The organism is Streptomyces longhuiensis, assembly GCF_020616555.1.
Lineage (GTDB): Bacteria > Actinomycetota > Actinomycetes > Streptomycetales > Streptomycetaceae > Streptomyces > Streptomyces longhuiensis.
This window is the reverse complement of record NZ_CP085173.1, coordinates 1,561,895-1,575,728: the sequence shown is the minus strand read 5'-3', so window position 1 is coordinate 1,575,728 and position 13,834 is coordinate 1,561,895. Positions and strand designations below refer to the sequence as shown.

14 protein-coding genes are annotated in these 13,834 nt (G+C 71.6%); 8 read left to right on the top strand and 6 right to left on the bottom strand.

The features are described from left to right. Positions 1 to 148: 148 nt before the first annotated feature. The 3 genes from LGI35_RS07565 to LGI35_RS07555 form a co-directional block, all read right to left on the bottom strand. Complete coding sequence (locus tag LGI35_RS07565) at positions 149 to 1,171, bottom strand: LacI family DNA-binding transcriptional regulator (protein ID WP_227293126.1); 1,023 nt, start codon at positions 1,169 to 1,171, stop codon at positions 149 to 151. Between the two features lie 137 nt (positions 1,172 to 1,308). Further along, complete coding sequence (locus LGI35_RS07560; RefSeq protein WP_227293125.1) at positions 1,309 to 2,217, bottom strand: TIGR03619 family F420-dependent LLM class oxidoreductase; 909 nt, start codon at positions 2,215 to 2,217, stop codon at positions 1,309 to 1,311. Between the two features lie 140 nt (positions 2,218 to 2,357). Further along, the gene (locus tag LGI35_RS07555) at positions 2,358 to 2,846 is read right to left on the bottom strand and encodes a hypothetical protein (RefSeq protein ID WP_227293124.1); all 489 of its coding nucleotides are present in this window, start codon (positions 2,844 to 2,846) and stop codon (positions 2,358 to 2,360) included. Between the two features lie 167 nt (positions 2,847 to 3,013). Between LGI35_RS07555 and LGI35_RS07550 the strand changes: the two genes are divergently transcribed. The 3 genes from LGI35_RS07550 (at position 3,014) to LGI35_RS07540 (ending at position 5,880) form a co-directional block, all read left to right on the top strand. Continuing rightward, positions 3,014 to 4,522, top strand: coding sequence for an MFS transporter (locus LGI35_RS07550; protein WP_227293123.1), 1,509 nt, complete (start codon positions 3,014 to 3,016; stop codon positions 4,520 to 4,522). Positions 4,523 to 4,581: 59 nt separating this feature from the next. Further along, positions 4,582 to 4,977 carry a nitroreductase/quinone reductase family protein gene (locus LGI35_RS07545; protein WP_227293122.1) on the top strand — a complete coding sequence of 132 codons (396 nt, stop codon included), beginning with the start codon at positions 4,582 to 4,584 and terminating at the stop codon, positions 4,975 to 4,977. Positions 4,978 to 5,157: 180 nt separating this feature from the next. Next, positions 5,158 to 5,880 (top strand): PP2C family protein-serine/threonine phosphatase, encoded by a 723-nt coding sequence (locus tag LGI35_RS07540; RefSeq protein WP_227293121.1) that lies wholly within the window; start codon positions 5,158 to 5,160, stop codon positions 5,878 to 5,880. Positions 5,881 to 5,896: 16 nt separating this feature from the next. Here LGI35_RS07540 and LGI35_RS07535 read toward each other — a convergent pair whose 3' ends face one another. Continuing rightward, on the bottom strand, positions 5,897 to 6,451 hold the full coding sequence (locus tag LGI35_RS07535; RefSeq protein WP_227293120.1) for a DUF4232 domain-containing protein: 555 nt from the start codon (positions 6,449 to 6,451) through the stop codon (positions 5,897 to 5,899). 215 nt (positions 6,452 to 6,666) lie between these two features. On the opposite strand from LGI35_RS07535, the gene LGI35_RS07530 reads away from it, so the two are divergent. Further along, complete coding sequence (locus LGI35_RS07530; RefSeq protein ID WP_227293119.1) at positions 6,667 to 7,341, top strand: TetR/AcrR family transcriptional regulator; 675 nt, start codon at positions 6,667 to 6,669, stop codon at positions 7,339 to 7,341. Between the two features lie 173 nt (positions 7,342 to 7,514). After that, positions 7,515 to 9,122 carry an MDR family MFS transporter gene (locus tag LGI35_RS07525; RefSeq protein ID WP_227293118.1) on the top strand — a complete coding sequence of 536 codons (1,608 nt, stop codon included), beginning with the start codon at positions 7,515 to 7,517 and terminating at the stop codon, positions 9,120 to 9,122. 176 nt (positions 9,123 to 9,298) lie between these two features. Here LGI35_RS07525 and LGI35_RS07520 read toward each other — a convergent pair whose 3' ends face one another. Next, on the bottom strand, positions 9,299 to 9,754 hold the full coding sequence (locus LGI35_RS07520) for a pyridoxamine 5'-phosphate oxidase family protein (RefSeq protein WP_227293117.1): 456 nt from the start codon (positions 9,752 to 9,754) through the stop codon (positions 9,299 to 9,301). A gap of 262 nt (positions 9,755 to 10,016) precedes the next feature. Between LGI35_RS07520 and LGI35_RS07515 the strand changes: the two genes are divergently transcribed. Then, complete coding sequence (locus tag LGI35_RS07515) at positions 10,017 to 10,952, top strand: SDR family oxidoreductase (protein ID WP_227293116.1); 936 nt, start codon at positions 10,017 to 10,019, stop codon at positions 10,950 to 10,952. Between the two features lie 42 nt (positions 10,953 to 10,994). Here the strand turns inward: LGI35_RS07515 and LGI35_RS07510 are convergent, their stop codons facing one another. Beyond that, the gene (locus LGI35_RS07510; RefSeq protein WP_116500627.1) at positions 10,995 to 11,213 is read right to left on the bottom strand and encodes a hypothetical protein; all 219 of its coding nucleotides are present in this window, start codon (positions 11,211 to 11,213) and stop codon (positions 10,995 to 10,997) included. A 253-nt stretch (positions 11,214 to 11,466) separates the two neighbouring features. On the opposite strand from LGI35_RS07510, the gene LGI35_RS07505 reads away from it, so the two are divergent. Both LGI35_RS07505 and LGI35_RS07500 read left to right on the top strand, forming a co-directional pair. Continuing rightward, the gene (locus tag LGI35_RS07505) at positions 11,467 to 12,642 is read left to right on the top strand and encodes a hypothetical protein (protein ID WP_227293115.1); all 1,176 of its coding nucleotides are present in this window, start codon (positions 11,467 to 11,469) and stop codon (positions 12,640 to 12,642) included. Positions 12,643 to 13,326: 684 nt separating this feature from the next. Beyond that, complete coding sequence (locus LGI35_RS07500; protein ID WP_376219265.1) at positions 13,327 to 13,827, top strand: DUF5709 domain-containing protein; 501 nt, start codon at positions 13,327 to 13,329, stop codon at positions 13,825 to 13,827. The last annotated feature ends 7 nt before the right edge of the window (positions 13,828 to 13,834 follow it).

Genomic DNA, 13,834 nt, shown 5'->3' with positions numbered 1-13,834 from the left:
GTGGTCCCCTTCGGGCATGAGCATGGAGGGCCCACGGCTGACGACAACCGCAGGAAGGCCTACGGCTACCGCGCAGCCGGGGCGCGGCACACTCAACCACCGCGGACAGGTGCCCGCAAGATGTCGTGCAGACTCCGCAAAAAATTGACTACGCTGCGGTTGTGCCGGACGGAGCCTGCGCCGTGGAGCCACGTACCACCAGTTCGGGCTCGAACAGCAGCTCACCGGGCGTCACCGAGCCGCCCTGGATCTGGGTGACGAGCAGCTCGACGGCGGCCCGGCCCATCGCCTCGATCGGCTGGCGCATGGTCGTGAGGGGCGGCTCCGTGCAATTCATGAACGCCGAGTCGTCGTACCCGACCACCGAGATGTCGTCCGGCACGCGCAGCCCCTCGCGCCGCGCGGCCCGCACCGCGCCGAGCGCCAGCGGGTCGCTCGCGCAGATGATGCCCGTGATGCCGCGCCGCATGAGGCGCGCCGCTGCCGCTTGGCCGCCCTCCAGCGAGAACATGGCCCGTTCGACCGCGTCCTCGGGCAGTGTCCCGCCGGCTGACCGCGCCACCCTCCGCGCGGCGGCGAGTTTGCGCATCGACGGCACATGGTCGTCCGGACCGAGCACGAGCCCGATGCGTTCGTGGCCCAGCAAGGACAGATGCCGCCAGGCCTGCTCGACCGCGACGGCGTCGTCGCACGCGACGCACGGGAAACCGAGGTCCTCGATCGCCGCGTTCACGAGGACGACGGGGACCTTGCGCTCCGAGAGCAGCCGGTAGTGCTCGTGCCGGGCGTCCGCCTGGGCGAACTGGCCGCCCGCGAAGACCACGCCGGACACCTGCTGCTGGAGCAGCAGTTCCACGTAGTCCGCCTCGGAGACGCCGCCGTTGGTCTGGGTGCACAGGACGGGGGTGAGGCCCTGCTGGGCGAGCGCGCCGCCGATGACGTCCGCGAACGCGGGAAAGATCGGGTTCTGCAGCTCCGGAAGGACGAGCCCGACCAGGCGCGCGCGCTCGCCGCGCAGTTGGGTCGGCCGCTCGTAGCCCAGGACGTCCAGGGCCGTGAGCACGGCCTGCCGGGTGGCCTCCGAGACGCCGGGCTTGTTGTTGAGCACCCGGCTGACCGTCGCCTCACTGACGCCGACCTTCTGTGCCACCTGAGCAAGTCTCCGTGTCATGGAACGCAAGATTAGCGCAAGGCTTGCAGTCTGCTTGCGTAAGTTCGGTGAATGGATGCCCAGGGCGCGGAGGCGGGCGCCCTGGGGCCGGGGTCCATCCGTTCAAGGGGAGGTCGGACGACCTACGGGTCCTGACCTCAGCGCACGTCGCCCGTGGCCGGATCGACGACCTTCTCCACGAGGAGCTCCAGGACGCGGCGGTCCTCGTCGGCCGTGGCGCGCGCGGCCGGGCCGCCGGGGTAGGTGTCGAACAGCACGTGCGTGGCGCCGAGTTCGGCCAGCGCGTGCAGGTCTGCGCGGACCTGCTCGACGCTGCCGTGGCCGAGGGGGCGGTCCTCGGTGTCGGGTCGCTCCCCGAGCGCGATCTGCAGTCGTGGCACGAGCTCCGGCACGGGCCGGCCGGCCTTCTCGGCCTCGGCGGCCACGACCGGCAGCTTGGCGCGCAGGCCCTGAAGGGTCGGCATGAAGGGGTGCCATCCCTCGCCCAGGCGCGCGGCCCTGCGCAGCGCGGCGGGCGAGTCGCCGCCGACCCAGACCGGCAGCTGCTCGGCAGCGGGGGCGGGGGCCGTACGGATGCCCTCGTACGAGACGTAGCGCCCCTCGAAGGTGCACGGGTCCTGCGCCCACGCGGCGCGTATCGCGGCCAGGTACTCGTCGGTGATGGCGCCGCGCTCCTCGAACGGGACGCCCAGCGCGCGGTACTCGGCGGCGGACCAGCCGACGCCCGCGCCGAGGATGAAGCCGGCGTCGTTGAGCTGGTCGATGTTGGCCGCGAGCCGCGCCGTCTGGAGGGGGTGCCGGTACGGGATGACGGTGATGGTCGTGCCGAGCCGAAGCCCCGGCACCCGCCCCGCGAGGTGCGCGGCCAGGACGAACTGGTCGTAGAACGGGGCGGGATACACCTCGTGTACGTCGGGGGTGACGGCTATGTGGTCGGAGATCATCGCGAATGTGAAGCCCAGTGCGCGGGCGTCCGTCGCCTGGCGTTCGAGGGTTCGCGGGGTCGTGTCGGAGCCGAAGTTGAGAAGGTTCACGCCGAATCGCATGATCCTCAGTCTTGATGATCATGGGCGGGCTTGTCGAACCGGGCTTGTCGAACCGGGCTTGTCGAACCGGAATTGCCGAAGCGGGGGTGGGCGAAGAGGGGGTGGGCGAAGCCGACCCCAACCCCCGGTGCGCCGCGGGGTCAGCGCGCCCAGAACGGTACGGGGGCGCAGGTGTTTGCGCAGGTGTACGAGCCAGGCATCAACAGGCCCGCGTCGTCCTCGTAGTTGCCGCCGCCGGCGAAGTAGACCTCGGGCGTCCAGCCCCAACGTCCGTTGGCCGCCGGGGTGCTGGCCCACCAGTCGTTCTCCGCGGCGCCGTCCCGGTACGGCTCGCCCTTCATCTCGGTGACGAACCAGTTGGCCGCGCCGCCCTGTTCCAGGTGGCCGACCACGGGGGAACCGGGGGAGCGGCTCGCGTGGACCGGGACGTGGCCGCGCGTGAGGTTGCAGTACATGACGTCCGTCCCGGGCCAGGTGTGACCGGACGACGGGTCGACCAGGTCCCGCTTGACGGTGTTGTGGCACGGCACGTCGTCGGTGGCCTGCGCCGGGGTGGCGGCCGGTCCGGCGAGGCCGGCCAGTGCCACGACGGCGAGCGCCGAGAGTCGGACACGGATGCGGGTGCGCATGGAGGGGTGGTCCTTCGCTCGGGAGTGGGCGAGAGGGACGTCACGGCCGGGTGTCCGGCCGGCGCCGGCGACGACACGGCGCGTCGGGGTGAGGGCGGCGAGCATCCACCTGCCCCGCCCAACTGCAGGGTTGTCATATCAAACTCGCTCGCGCTAGGTTGCCGTGCATGATAGTTGGAAAATCAAACTCAGTCGGTGCGGCGGACGCGTCTGCCGGGAGCTCGGTCGCCGCGTCGGCCTCCGGTTCGGGGGCGGGCCCGGGTTCCGGTTCGGGTGGGCCGGCCTCCGGCAGGACCGGTGCGGCCACCGCGTGGATCGTCTCCGCGGGCGTCTTCGTCGTGAACCTCGACCTGTTCATCGTCAACGTCGCCGTGCCCGCCCTCGCCACCTCCTTCGACGATGCCTCGCTCGCCTCCCTGTCCTGGGTCCTGAACGCCTACGCGATCGTGTTCGCGGCCCTGCTCGTGGCCGCCGGACGCCTCGCCGACCGGTACGGACACCGCAGCGGGTTCCTACTGGGCCTCGCGGTGTTCACCGTCGCCTCCGCGCTGTGCGCCGTCGCCCCCGGCGTCGGCTGGCTCGTCGCGGCGCGTGCCCTCCAGGCCGCGGGCGCCGCCGCCCTCATGCCGACGTCGCTCGCGCTGCTGCTCGTCGCCACCCCGGCGGAGCGCCGCCCGCGCGCCATTCGCGGTTGGGCCGCCATCGGGGGCATCGCCGCCGGCCTCGGCCCCGTGGCGGGCGGGCTGCTCGTGGAGGCCGACTGGCGCTGGGTCTTCCTCGTCAACGTGCCCGTCGGCGCAGCCGGCCTCGTGGCCGGGATCCGCCTGCTGCCCGCCGACCGTCCCGACCGCGGCGGCCCCCTGCCCGACCTGGCGGGCGCCGTCCTCCTCACCCTCGCCATCGGCACCCTTGCGCTCGGCCTCGTCAAGGCCGAGGCGTGGGGCTGGAGTTCGGGGCGCGTGCTCGGTTCGCTGGCCGCCGCGGTGATCCTCGCCGCGGCGTTCTGGCTGCGCTCGGCCCGGCACCCGGTCCCCATCGTCGAACTCCCGCTCCTGCGCATCCCCGCCTTCACGCTCGCCACGCTCGCCGCACTCCTCTTCACGGTGGCGTTCGCCGCGATGCTGCTCACCTCGGTCCTGTGGTGCCAGCAGGTGTGGGGCTACTCGGCGATCCGTACCGGACTGGCCATCGCGCCGGGTCCGCTCGTCGTCCCCCTGCTCGCCGTCGCGTCAGGGCCCGTCGTGCGACGCCTCGGTGCGGGCCGCACGGCGGCGGCCGGCTGCCTGCTCTTCGCCGGCGGTCTCGCGTGGTGGGCCCTCGCCCTGGAGGTGGCGCCGCACTACGCCGCCGCGTTCCTGCCCGGCATGCTCGTCACCGGCGTCGGCGTCGGGTTCGCCCTGCCGACCCTCGTGGGAGCGGCCGCCACGGCACTGCCGCCCGGCCGGTTCGCCACCGGATCCGCGCTCACGACGATGGCCCGGCAGACGGGCTCCGTCCTCGGAGTGGCCGTGATGGTCGCCCTCATCGGCGAGCCCCGCACGGCGGAAGCGGCCCTCACGGCGTTCCGCCACGGCTGGCTGACCGCCGCGGCCGCGGGGGCGCTCGCGGTGGCGGCGGCCCTGGCGCTGCCCCGCCCGGCATCCACCCCCGCGGCCCCGGCGAAGGCGCCTGTCTGACCCGTCCGCCAGGTCACTAGAGTGCGGCGGGTAGTCACAGTGCCGGCGGAGGGACGCGTATGTCGCGGTATCGCGAGTTCAAGTTCAGGGCCGTCACGTCGTTCCAGCGGCGTATCGGCAACCCGCTCCTCTCCCGGCTCCCCGGTCAGATCCTGCTGGAGACCACCGGCCGCACGTCCGGGCTGCCCCGGCGCACCCCGGTCGGCGGTCGCCTGGTCGGCCGCGAGTTCTGGTGGGTGTCCGAGTACGGCGACAAGTCGCAGTACGTACGCAACATCCAGGCCGACCCCAGGATCCGCGTCCGGGTCAAGGGGCGCTGGCACACGGGCACGGCACATCTGCTGCGGGACGACGACGCCCGCGCGCGGCTGAAGAGCCTGCCGCGGTACAACAGCGCCGCCGTACGCGCCCTCGGCACGAACCTGCTGACGCTGCGGGCCGACCTCACCGACTGAGGGGCCGCAGTGGGGTTATGTGAACTGGCGTACTCCAGTGCGAAGTTGACGACCTCGGGGCGGCGGCATCCGGTGGCACGGATTCGGTGACAATCGGTTACCGGGCGCGCTCGACTGGCTACACTTGCGCGGCGCGTCACGTCGGGCAGCACGCCCGGCCGCACCCCGGAAGGTCCCTGCATGACTGCCCGTTCCCAGCCGGTCTCCCCTCTCCCCGAGCGGGTCGGCGCCCTGCGCGTCAGCGCCCGGCACCTGGCGAACGCCACCACCGCGCCGGTGGAGAGAAGCCCCGCGGGAGCGGGCGGCGACGTGTACGGAGCCGTCGAATCCCCTTACGGCACACGTCTGTTGATGGGTGACGTCATGGGCAAAGGCCGCGCTCTCGCCCGCACCGCGGACAACGTCTTACGCGCCTGGCGCGATCTGGCCGCCTGTGAGGCGCGGTTGGAGGGCATCGCCGTACGGCTGCACTCGCTGGTCGCGCACTCGGACGAACCCGACCGCTTCGTCACGGCGACCCTGCTCAGCGTCGAGTCCGACGGATCCGCCCAACTGGTCTGCTGCGGACACCCGCCGCCCGTCCTGCTGCGCGACGGCGCCGCCGTCCACGCCGCGGTCCCCGCGCCCGCACCACCGCTCGGCCTGCTCGACCTCCACTCCGGATGGTGCGCCGCCCAGCCGGTGCCGGCCACCGCCTGGGAGTGCATGCTCCTTTACACGGACGGGGTGAGCGAGGCCAGGGACGCGCGCGGTGTGTTCTACCCGCTGGCGGAGCGGGCCGCCGCCCTGGGGAACGCGGCCCTCGAAGACTTCACCGACGCCCTCGCCGCCGACCTGCTCCGCCACGCGGAGGGCCCGCTCCAGGACGACGCCTCGCTTCTCGCGGTCCGCGCCGCGGCCTGATGCCAGGTGGACGAGGTCAGACCTTCAGGGCCCCCGCGCCGTCGGACTCGGCCAGGACCTCGTCCGCCTGGGCCCGCGTCGGCTGCCACAGCGTCGTCACCGGCGACCAGACGCGCAGCCCGCGCGGCTCGGAGAGTGAGGCGGCGGTGAACTTCTTGCCTTGGTGTTCCGGATTCGCCGACACCACGACGTAGCCGACCGACCGGGGGTCGCTGTCATCGCTCGCGGTCAGGGACCGCACGGCGGCGTGGGCCGTCTTCCCGGCGTCGAGCTTGTACGTGGAGCTTCCGGAGAGCGGGAACGGGACGGCAGCCCCGTCCAGATCGCCGTACGTGACCAGCGGCACGCGGGACACGAGACAGGCGCGCGGGGAGTGGTTCGTGACGCTCAGGCGCAGGACGTGGTCCTGGCCCGACGCGGCCGCCTTCACGGTCAGCGCGTTCTCCGCGCAGAGCTTGGGGGCGGCGGCCGGCGCGGCGGCGGGGTGCGCGGCGTGCGTGTCGGTCGACGCCGCTGTGGCGGACGCGAGCAGCGCCGCGGCGGAGGTGGCGAGGACGGTGCGAGTGAGCATCAGTCTGGTCTCCCGGCGAGCAGTGGCTTTCGCATTTCACCCGAAACTACGCTTATGGAGCGTAACTCGCATGAGTGCGTCTGCCCACGTCTGCACCTGTTCCGCTGACGCGACCGCAGGTGCCGGGGGTTTCGCGGGCGCTGGATCAGGGGCTTCACGGGCACCTGGATGCAGTGCGCGCAAAGATTGCAGTATGTGCAAGAATCTTCGGCGTGATGACATCAGGCACCGCGGCGTCGGCGGTCCGAGAGCAGGCGCCGGCCGAAGGGCTGCGTGCCCGGCGACGGCGCCAGACCCGGGCCGAACTGCACGCCGCCACGGTCCGCCTGTCCCGTGAACACGGCCTCGAACACGTCACGGTCGAGATGATCAGCAAGGAGGCCGGCGTCTCGCCGCGGACCTTCTTCAACTACTTCCGTACCAAGGAGACCGCGCTCTTCGCCTGGCCCGGCGGCCTGACCGAGGCCGAGGCGGAGCACTTCGTCTCCGCGCCCGGCCGCGGCCCGGACGCCGTGCTGCGGGACCTGGGCGACGTGTTCGCCACGCACGTGGACGAGATGGCGCCCGACGCCGCAGCGTTCGAGGACGTCTTCGCCGTCGTCGAGAAGGTGCCCTCGGCCCTCGGCGCGTTCCTCGCCGAGTGCGACGCACTCGAAAGGGACCTGGCCGGCGCCATCGCCCGGCGCACCGGAGACGCCCCCGACGGGCAGACCGTCGCGCTGCTCGCGGGGATCGCCATGACCGCCGTACGCAACGGCCTCATGCGATGGGCCCGCGACAAGCGGCACCCCGACGGTCCCGCGGCCTCGGTGCGCGACTCTTTCACCGCTCTGCGCGGCCTCCTGGCCCCGGCGCACACCCCCCACGCCACCACCGAACGGGAGGCCTGAGGCGCGGCTCCCGCAGCGCAGCCCGGCAGCCGCCCCCACGGCACCGGTGTGAGCGCTCCCCGCGCAAGGCCCCACACGACTCCCCACCCCCGCCCCGAAGACTCCCCGAACTCCCCGGGCGGCGACCGCTCGCGCGCCGCGCATCCCATCCCTTCACGTACGGAGACCTGAGCATGACCCACGCCCCCGCACCGGCGGGCACCGATCCCGCCCCTGAGGACGGACTGGCCAAGCCGCACAACTTCGGGCTGATCTTCGGCGCGCTGATGCTGACGATGCTGCTCGGCGCGCTCGACCAGACCATCGTCAGCACCGCCCTGCCGACCATCGTCGGCGAGCTCAACGGCATCGAGCACATGGCGTGGATCACCACCGCGTACATCCTCGCCGCCACCATCGGCATGCCGGTCTACGGCAAGCTCGGCGACCTCATGGGCCGCAAGAACATATTCCTCGCGGGCATCGCGCTCTTCCTGGTCGGCTCCGTGGTCTGCGGGCTCGCCCAGAACATGGGCACGCTCGTCGCGGGCCGCGCCCTCCAGGGCCTGGGTGGCGGCGGCCTCATGATCACCTCACAGGCGATCATCGCCGACCTCGTGCCGCCCCGGGAACGCGCCAAGTACATGGCCCCCATGGGTGCCGTCTTCGGTCTCTCGTCGGTCGTCGGGCCGCTGCTCGGCGGCTGGTTCACCGACGAGCACTCGTGGCGCTGGGCGTTCTGGGTCAACCTGCCGCTCGGCATCCTCGCCTTCTTCGTCGCGGCCGTCGCGATCAAGCTGCCGCGCAAGGCCGTCAAGGTCACCCTCGACTACCTCGGCACCGCACTGATGGCCGCCGCCGTCACCTGCACCGTGCTGTTCGCCAGCTGGGGCGGCACTCAGTACGAGTGGTCCGACCCGCTGGTCATCGGGCTCGGCATCGGCGCGGTGGTCGCCTGGGTGCTGTTCTTCGTCGCCGAGAAGCGGGCCGCCGAGCCGGTCATCCCGCTGCACCTCTTCCGCAGCCCGATCTTCAACGTCGCCACGCTGCTAGGCATGATCGTGATCGGCCTCGGCATGTTCGCGATCGTCGGCTACATGCCCACGTATCTCCAGATGGTCTACGGCAAGACGGCCACCGAGTCGGGGCTGCTGCTCATCCCGATGGTCGTCGGCATCATGGCCACGGCGCTGCCGTCCGGCGCGATCATGAGCAAGACCGGCCGCTACAAGATCTATCCGATCGTCGGCACGGTCATCATCATGCTCGTCGCGTTCCTGATGTCCCGCCTCGACGTGAACGACCCGGTCTGGCAGGTCTGCCTGTACGTAGGACTCGCGGGCGCCGGTGTCGGCCTGATGATGCAGACCCTCGTACTCGCCGTGCAGAACGACTTCCCGGGCGCCGAGGTCGGCACCGCCACCTCCGCGAACAACTTCTTCCGCGAGATCGGCGCGACCCTGGGCACCGCCGTCGTCGGCGCGGTCTTCGCCAGCCGCCTCACCGACCAGCTCGCCACACGCCTGCCCGCGGACGCCGCGTCGAAGGTCGGCGACAGCGACTCACTGACGCCCGCCCTCGTACGGGCCCTGCCGGCCGACCTGCGCGCCACGGTCGTCTCCTCGTACCAGGAGGCACTCGTGCCGATCTTCCTGTACCTGGTGCCCGTCTTCGCGGTCGGTCTCGTCCTCGCCTTCGTACTGAAGGAGAAGCCGCTCGCCGACAACGAGGACTGGCATGCCGAGAACGAGACGGCGCGGCCGGGCGGTGAGGAGAAGGAGCTGGAGCCTGCCGCCGGCTGAGTCAGGTCGATCGGGTCGGTCGGGTCGACCGGCTGAATGTGTGGCACCGGGCGCGCCCGTCGGAGGTCTCTTCGGCGGGCGCGTTCCGCGTGGCCGGGCTGCGGTGGGTGGGCTGCCAGGGTGGGGCTTTCGGCTGGTTCCGCAGTCTGTTCACATCGGGCTTCGGTGCGGGTGGTTCAGTCCTCGACCCACTCGCCGTCCCGCATCAGGTCCCGGCCCGCCAGCTCGTTGGCCTCCCGCCAGGCCTGGACTCGCCGCGGTGTGACGCGGAAGTAGAGGTACTCCGAGGTCAGCGTGCGAGGGTCGAACCCTGTCTTCTCCGCGAACGCGTCTCCGACGCCGTCCGGGAGTTCCGCCGGCGTCAACGTCTGCGCCGTGCCCTCGATCATGACGACGTCACGCGTCGGGCCGACGCCGAGCCGGGCCCGCCGGGTGGCCCGCAGATTGCGCCCTGTGGGACTGGCCGCAGGAGTGGCGAGCAGCAGCGTCGCACCGTCCCACAAGAACGACAGCGGTACGAGATACGGCGTCGCGTTCTCCCCGTCGGCCGTGGCCACCCATACGTCCTCGTCGCGTTCGAGCCTGTCGAGGGTGTCCTGCTTGCGCTGCTTCGCGGTCCGGGCGGGTGGCATCGGCGTCTCCCTGTCGCATCGGGCGGATTCCCTGGTCACTGTTATGACACGGGCCGACCCTGGAATGTGACCGATGGGCGAGAACGCGATTCTCGTCCTGGACGTCATGCGCGGCATCCGTGTCATGCGCGGTGTCTGCGTCATACGCGTCGTGGTCGTCATCCGCTCAGGAATGGCGACACTCGGTGTCTTGATTTCGGGTCATGCTCGAAACGGGGGCGGGCCAGGGCGGCCCGTCCGGCACCAGCGAGGAGGCGGCTCCATGACGCAGGAACCCGGGACCGGAAGTGCCCGGCTGGACGGCAAGGTCGCCCTCGTGGCGGGCGCGACCCGCGGCGCGGGACGGGGCATCGCCGTGGAACTCGGCGCGGCCGGCGCCACGGTGTACGTGACCGGCCGCACCACGCGGGCCCGGCGCTCCGAGTACGACCGGCCGGAGACCATCGAGGACACGGCGGATCTGGTGACCGCGGCCGGCGGGCACGGTATCGCCGTGCCCACCGACCACCTCGACCCCGCCCAGGTCAAGGCCCTCGTCGACCGCATCGCCACCGAACAGGGGCGGCTCGATGTCCTGGTCAACGACATCTGGGGCGGCGAGAACCTCTTCGCCTGGAACACCCCTGTCTGGGAGCACGACCTCGACGACGGGATTCGCCTGCTCCGCCTCGCCGTCGAGACGCACGCCATCACCAGCCACCACGCGCTGCCGCTCCTGCTCCGCAACCCCGGTGGTCTCGTCGTCGAGGTCACCGACGGCACGGCCGAGTACAACCGTGACAACTACCGCGTCTCGTTCTTCTACGACCTCGCCAAGAGTTCCGTCCTGCGTATGGCCTTCGCCCTCGGGCAGGAACTGGGCCCACGCGGCGCGACAGCCCTCGCCCTCACTCCGGGCTGGCTCCGCTCGGAGATCATGCTCGGCCACTACGGTGTCACCGAGGACAACTGGCGCGACGCCGTCGAACAGACACCGCACTTCGGCATCTCAGAGACCCCGTTCTACGTCGGCCGGGCCGTCGCCGCGCTCGCCGCCGACCCCGAAGTGGCCCGCTGGAACGGGCAGTCGACGTCCAGCGGAGCACTTGCCCAGGTGTACGGGTTCACCGACGTCGACGGGAGCCGTCCCGACGCCTGGCGCTATCTCGTCGAGGTGCAGGATCCGGGCAAGCCGGCTGACGCTAGCTCTTACCGCTGACGTTTTGGGGGTCTGGGGCGGCTGGGACATGGGCGGTGGGATCTAGATCTGCGCCGGCCACACCTTCGTACCGCCACCCCGCCACTCGACCAGCTCGGGGTCGTCCAGCCGCGCGTCCTCCAGGCCCGCTCGCCGCAGGAACTCGAGCACGTCCTCCTGCCCGGTCGCCAGCCCGGCGTCCTCGCCGCGAATGGTCACCCGGCGGCCGCCGGGCTGGGAGGCGTGCACGACCACAGGGGGAAATCCTTCAGGTTCGTCCATAGTCCTCAGCTTCCGTGACGTGAATCGGCTCCGCACCCGGACGGGGCACCGCCGCCGGCCGCACGGCGTGCGTCGCGGTCGGCTGCGGGGCGGAACGGGGCGGGGTGGCTCGTTCTCGTTCCGCCCACCATGACGGAACCCCCGCGGGTGCGGCAGCCACTTCCCGATTACGTCCAAATCGCCCTGTATTGGCCCCAGTCGAGGCCCTGCTACCGGTCACCCGTGACAGAGAAGGACCAGTTACGGTGCTGTAGTGGTGATCACTCAGCAGGACAACGGGGAACAGACAGTGACCGGGACCGCGCTGCTCCTTGCGGCCGCCCCGGCGAACAAGAGCTGTCTCATCGACGCGACTTCGGTACTGCCCGCGCTCGCGGCCGTACAACCCAGTGCGCTGACCGGCACCGCCGCCGCGACCGTCGTCGAACTCGCCGACCCCGTCGACCCGCAGACCGTCCTCACCCGCATCCGCACCGCGGCCGCCGCGCCCGGCCCACTCGTCCTGTACGTGACCGGGCAACTCCATCTGGATCACCGCCAGCGTCTGCTTCATCTCGCCCTGGCCCGGACGACTCCGTCGACCCTGCGGTACACCGCCCTCCCCTGGCACTGGCTCACCGGCGAACTCGCGCTGCGGCGGCCCGACACCACCACCGTGGTCCTCGATCTGGTGGCCGACGGTGATGCCTGGGGGCAGGTGCGGGGCGGGGGGTTCGGTGTGGGGCCCGGGGTTCGTCTGTTCGGGCGGGTCTCGCCTCCTCCTGCGCGCCGTTCCACTGCCGTGCCCGGCTATCTCAAGACCTACGCCTCGATATGGCGTAACGGGCACCGTCCGCCGCTTGCGCAGCTTCATGCTCAGGCGGCCGGGGAGGCCGGTCCCGGCGACGCGGTGTTCCTGGCGGTCGATGGTGGGGCGGGGAGTGTGCCGGTGGCTCCTCGGTCGCCTGTGCCGGCCGCTCGGCAGGAGGCGGTTCCGGTCGTCGAGCCTCGCCCCGATGCCGATCCGCACCCGGCGATCCTCGCCGCCGCGCAGTCCGGGCGCCACGGTGAGGCCGCGGCCATCGCCGCCATGTGGGAGAGCACCGCTCTGCGCACTCATGGGGCGGGGTCGCCGGAGGCGCTCCACTGGCTTGAGGTGCGTGCGGATCTCGCGCGGCTCGCGCAGGATCCTGGGCGCAGTTGCGAGCTGTGGATGGCTGCGGCCGAGGCGCGGCTGGCGCGCGGGCAGGTGGCGGGAACGGAGGATGTCGAGGCCGCCGTGGATCGCGCCCATCATCAGTGGGAGCAGCTTGGCGATCCGGCGCAGGCCCGTGCGCTTGCCGCGTCTCTCACGCGGTTGCGGCGTGCGGTTCCCGGGCGGCGGCCCGGCGCGCTCGAGGCGATCGGTCGGCGGATCTCGGCGCTGGAGAACGTGCCTGCGACGCCGTGACGGAAGGGTGGGTGCCGGGTGCTGGTGCTTGCTTCGGCGCGGGCTGCCGGTGGTCGTTGTGTTTTCGGGTGCGGGGCCGCGGGGGCATGTACGTGCTCGCTGTTCTACGGGTGCACGTCAGCTGGTTGATTGCCTGTACGTGGTGCTGGTGGCTGCGCGCGGCACATGCCCCCACGTCCCCTCCAGTCTCGTCAGCGCCTCACGGCCGGTGAGGCCCGCTGGCTGCCTGCCTTCCATGTCGTGTCTCGTGCGCCGTCGGGCGTTCGGTGGGGCTCCTTCGCCGTCGCCGGGCCCTGTCTCGGACGCGGCTCATCGGCCCCGTGGGGCTGCCTTTCCTGTCTCCGGATCTGGCCCGTTCGGCCTGCGGGGGTCGGGTCGTGACGGAGTTCATAGGGCGGGTTGAGGGGTGGGGAATTCCCGGGGGTGGTTCGTCGTTAAACCAGGCGTGGACGCGGATGGAGCTGTGTCCCCGGGCCTCATCTCATTCGCCTGCAAGGATGATCGTTCGGCTGATGCCTTGTGGAGCCCCCGCCGCGAGGCGACCGCCATCCGTGCCCACACAGACCGCCCCGGCCGTGATCCCCCGTCACGGTCGGGGCACCTTCATGTCCGGGATCCTTCAGCAGGACGTGCCGCCCCCTCGCCGCCCACAATGGAGGAGAGGCCACCGCTGAAGGAGGCGACGTGGACATCGACGATCAGGGGCGGGGAGACGACGTCTACCAGCCCGACGGGTCCGAGGTCCAGGACGACGAGGGTCTCCTCGACCAGGAGGACACCCTGCTCGGCGGCGGCGTCACCGATCCGCTCGACCAGGGCTATTCGCCGCCCGAGCGGCCCTGGGGGGTCGAGCACACCGGTGTCACCTGCTCGGAGCAGCGGCTCGGCGAGACGCTCGACGAGCGCTTGTCCGAGGAGATCCCCGACCTGGCTGTGCCGGACGACGACGGAATCGGCGACACCTGGGACACCGACGGTGAACCGCTCGACGACGAGGTGGGGGCCGAGCGCTCCGGTCGTCTCGTGGCGCCCGATGAAGGGGTGCGTAAGCGTAAGGACGAGGACGGCGAGCTGTTCGCCGAGGACGTCGGGATCGACGGTGCGGCCGCGTCCGCCGAGGAGGCCGCGATGCATCTCGTGGAGGACGTCCGCAGAGGGCGTGATCCGCGGCGGGTCACCGACTGACCGTGCG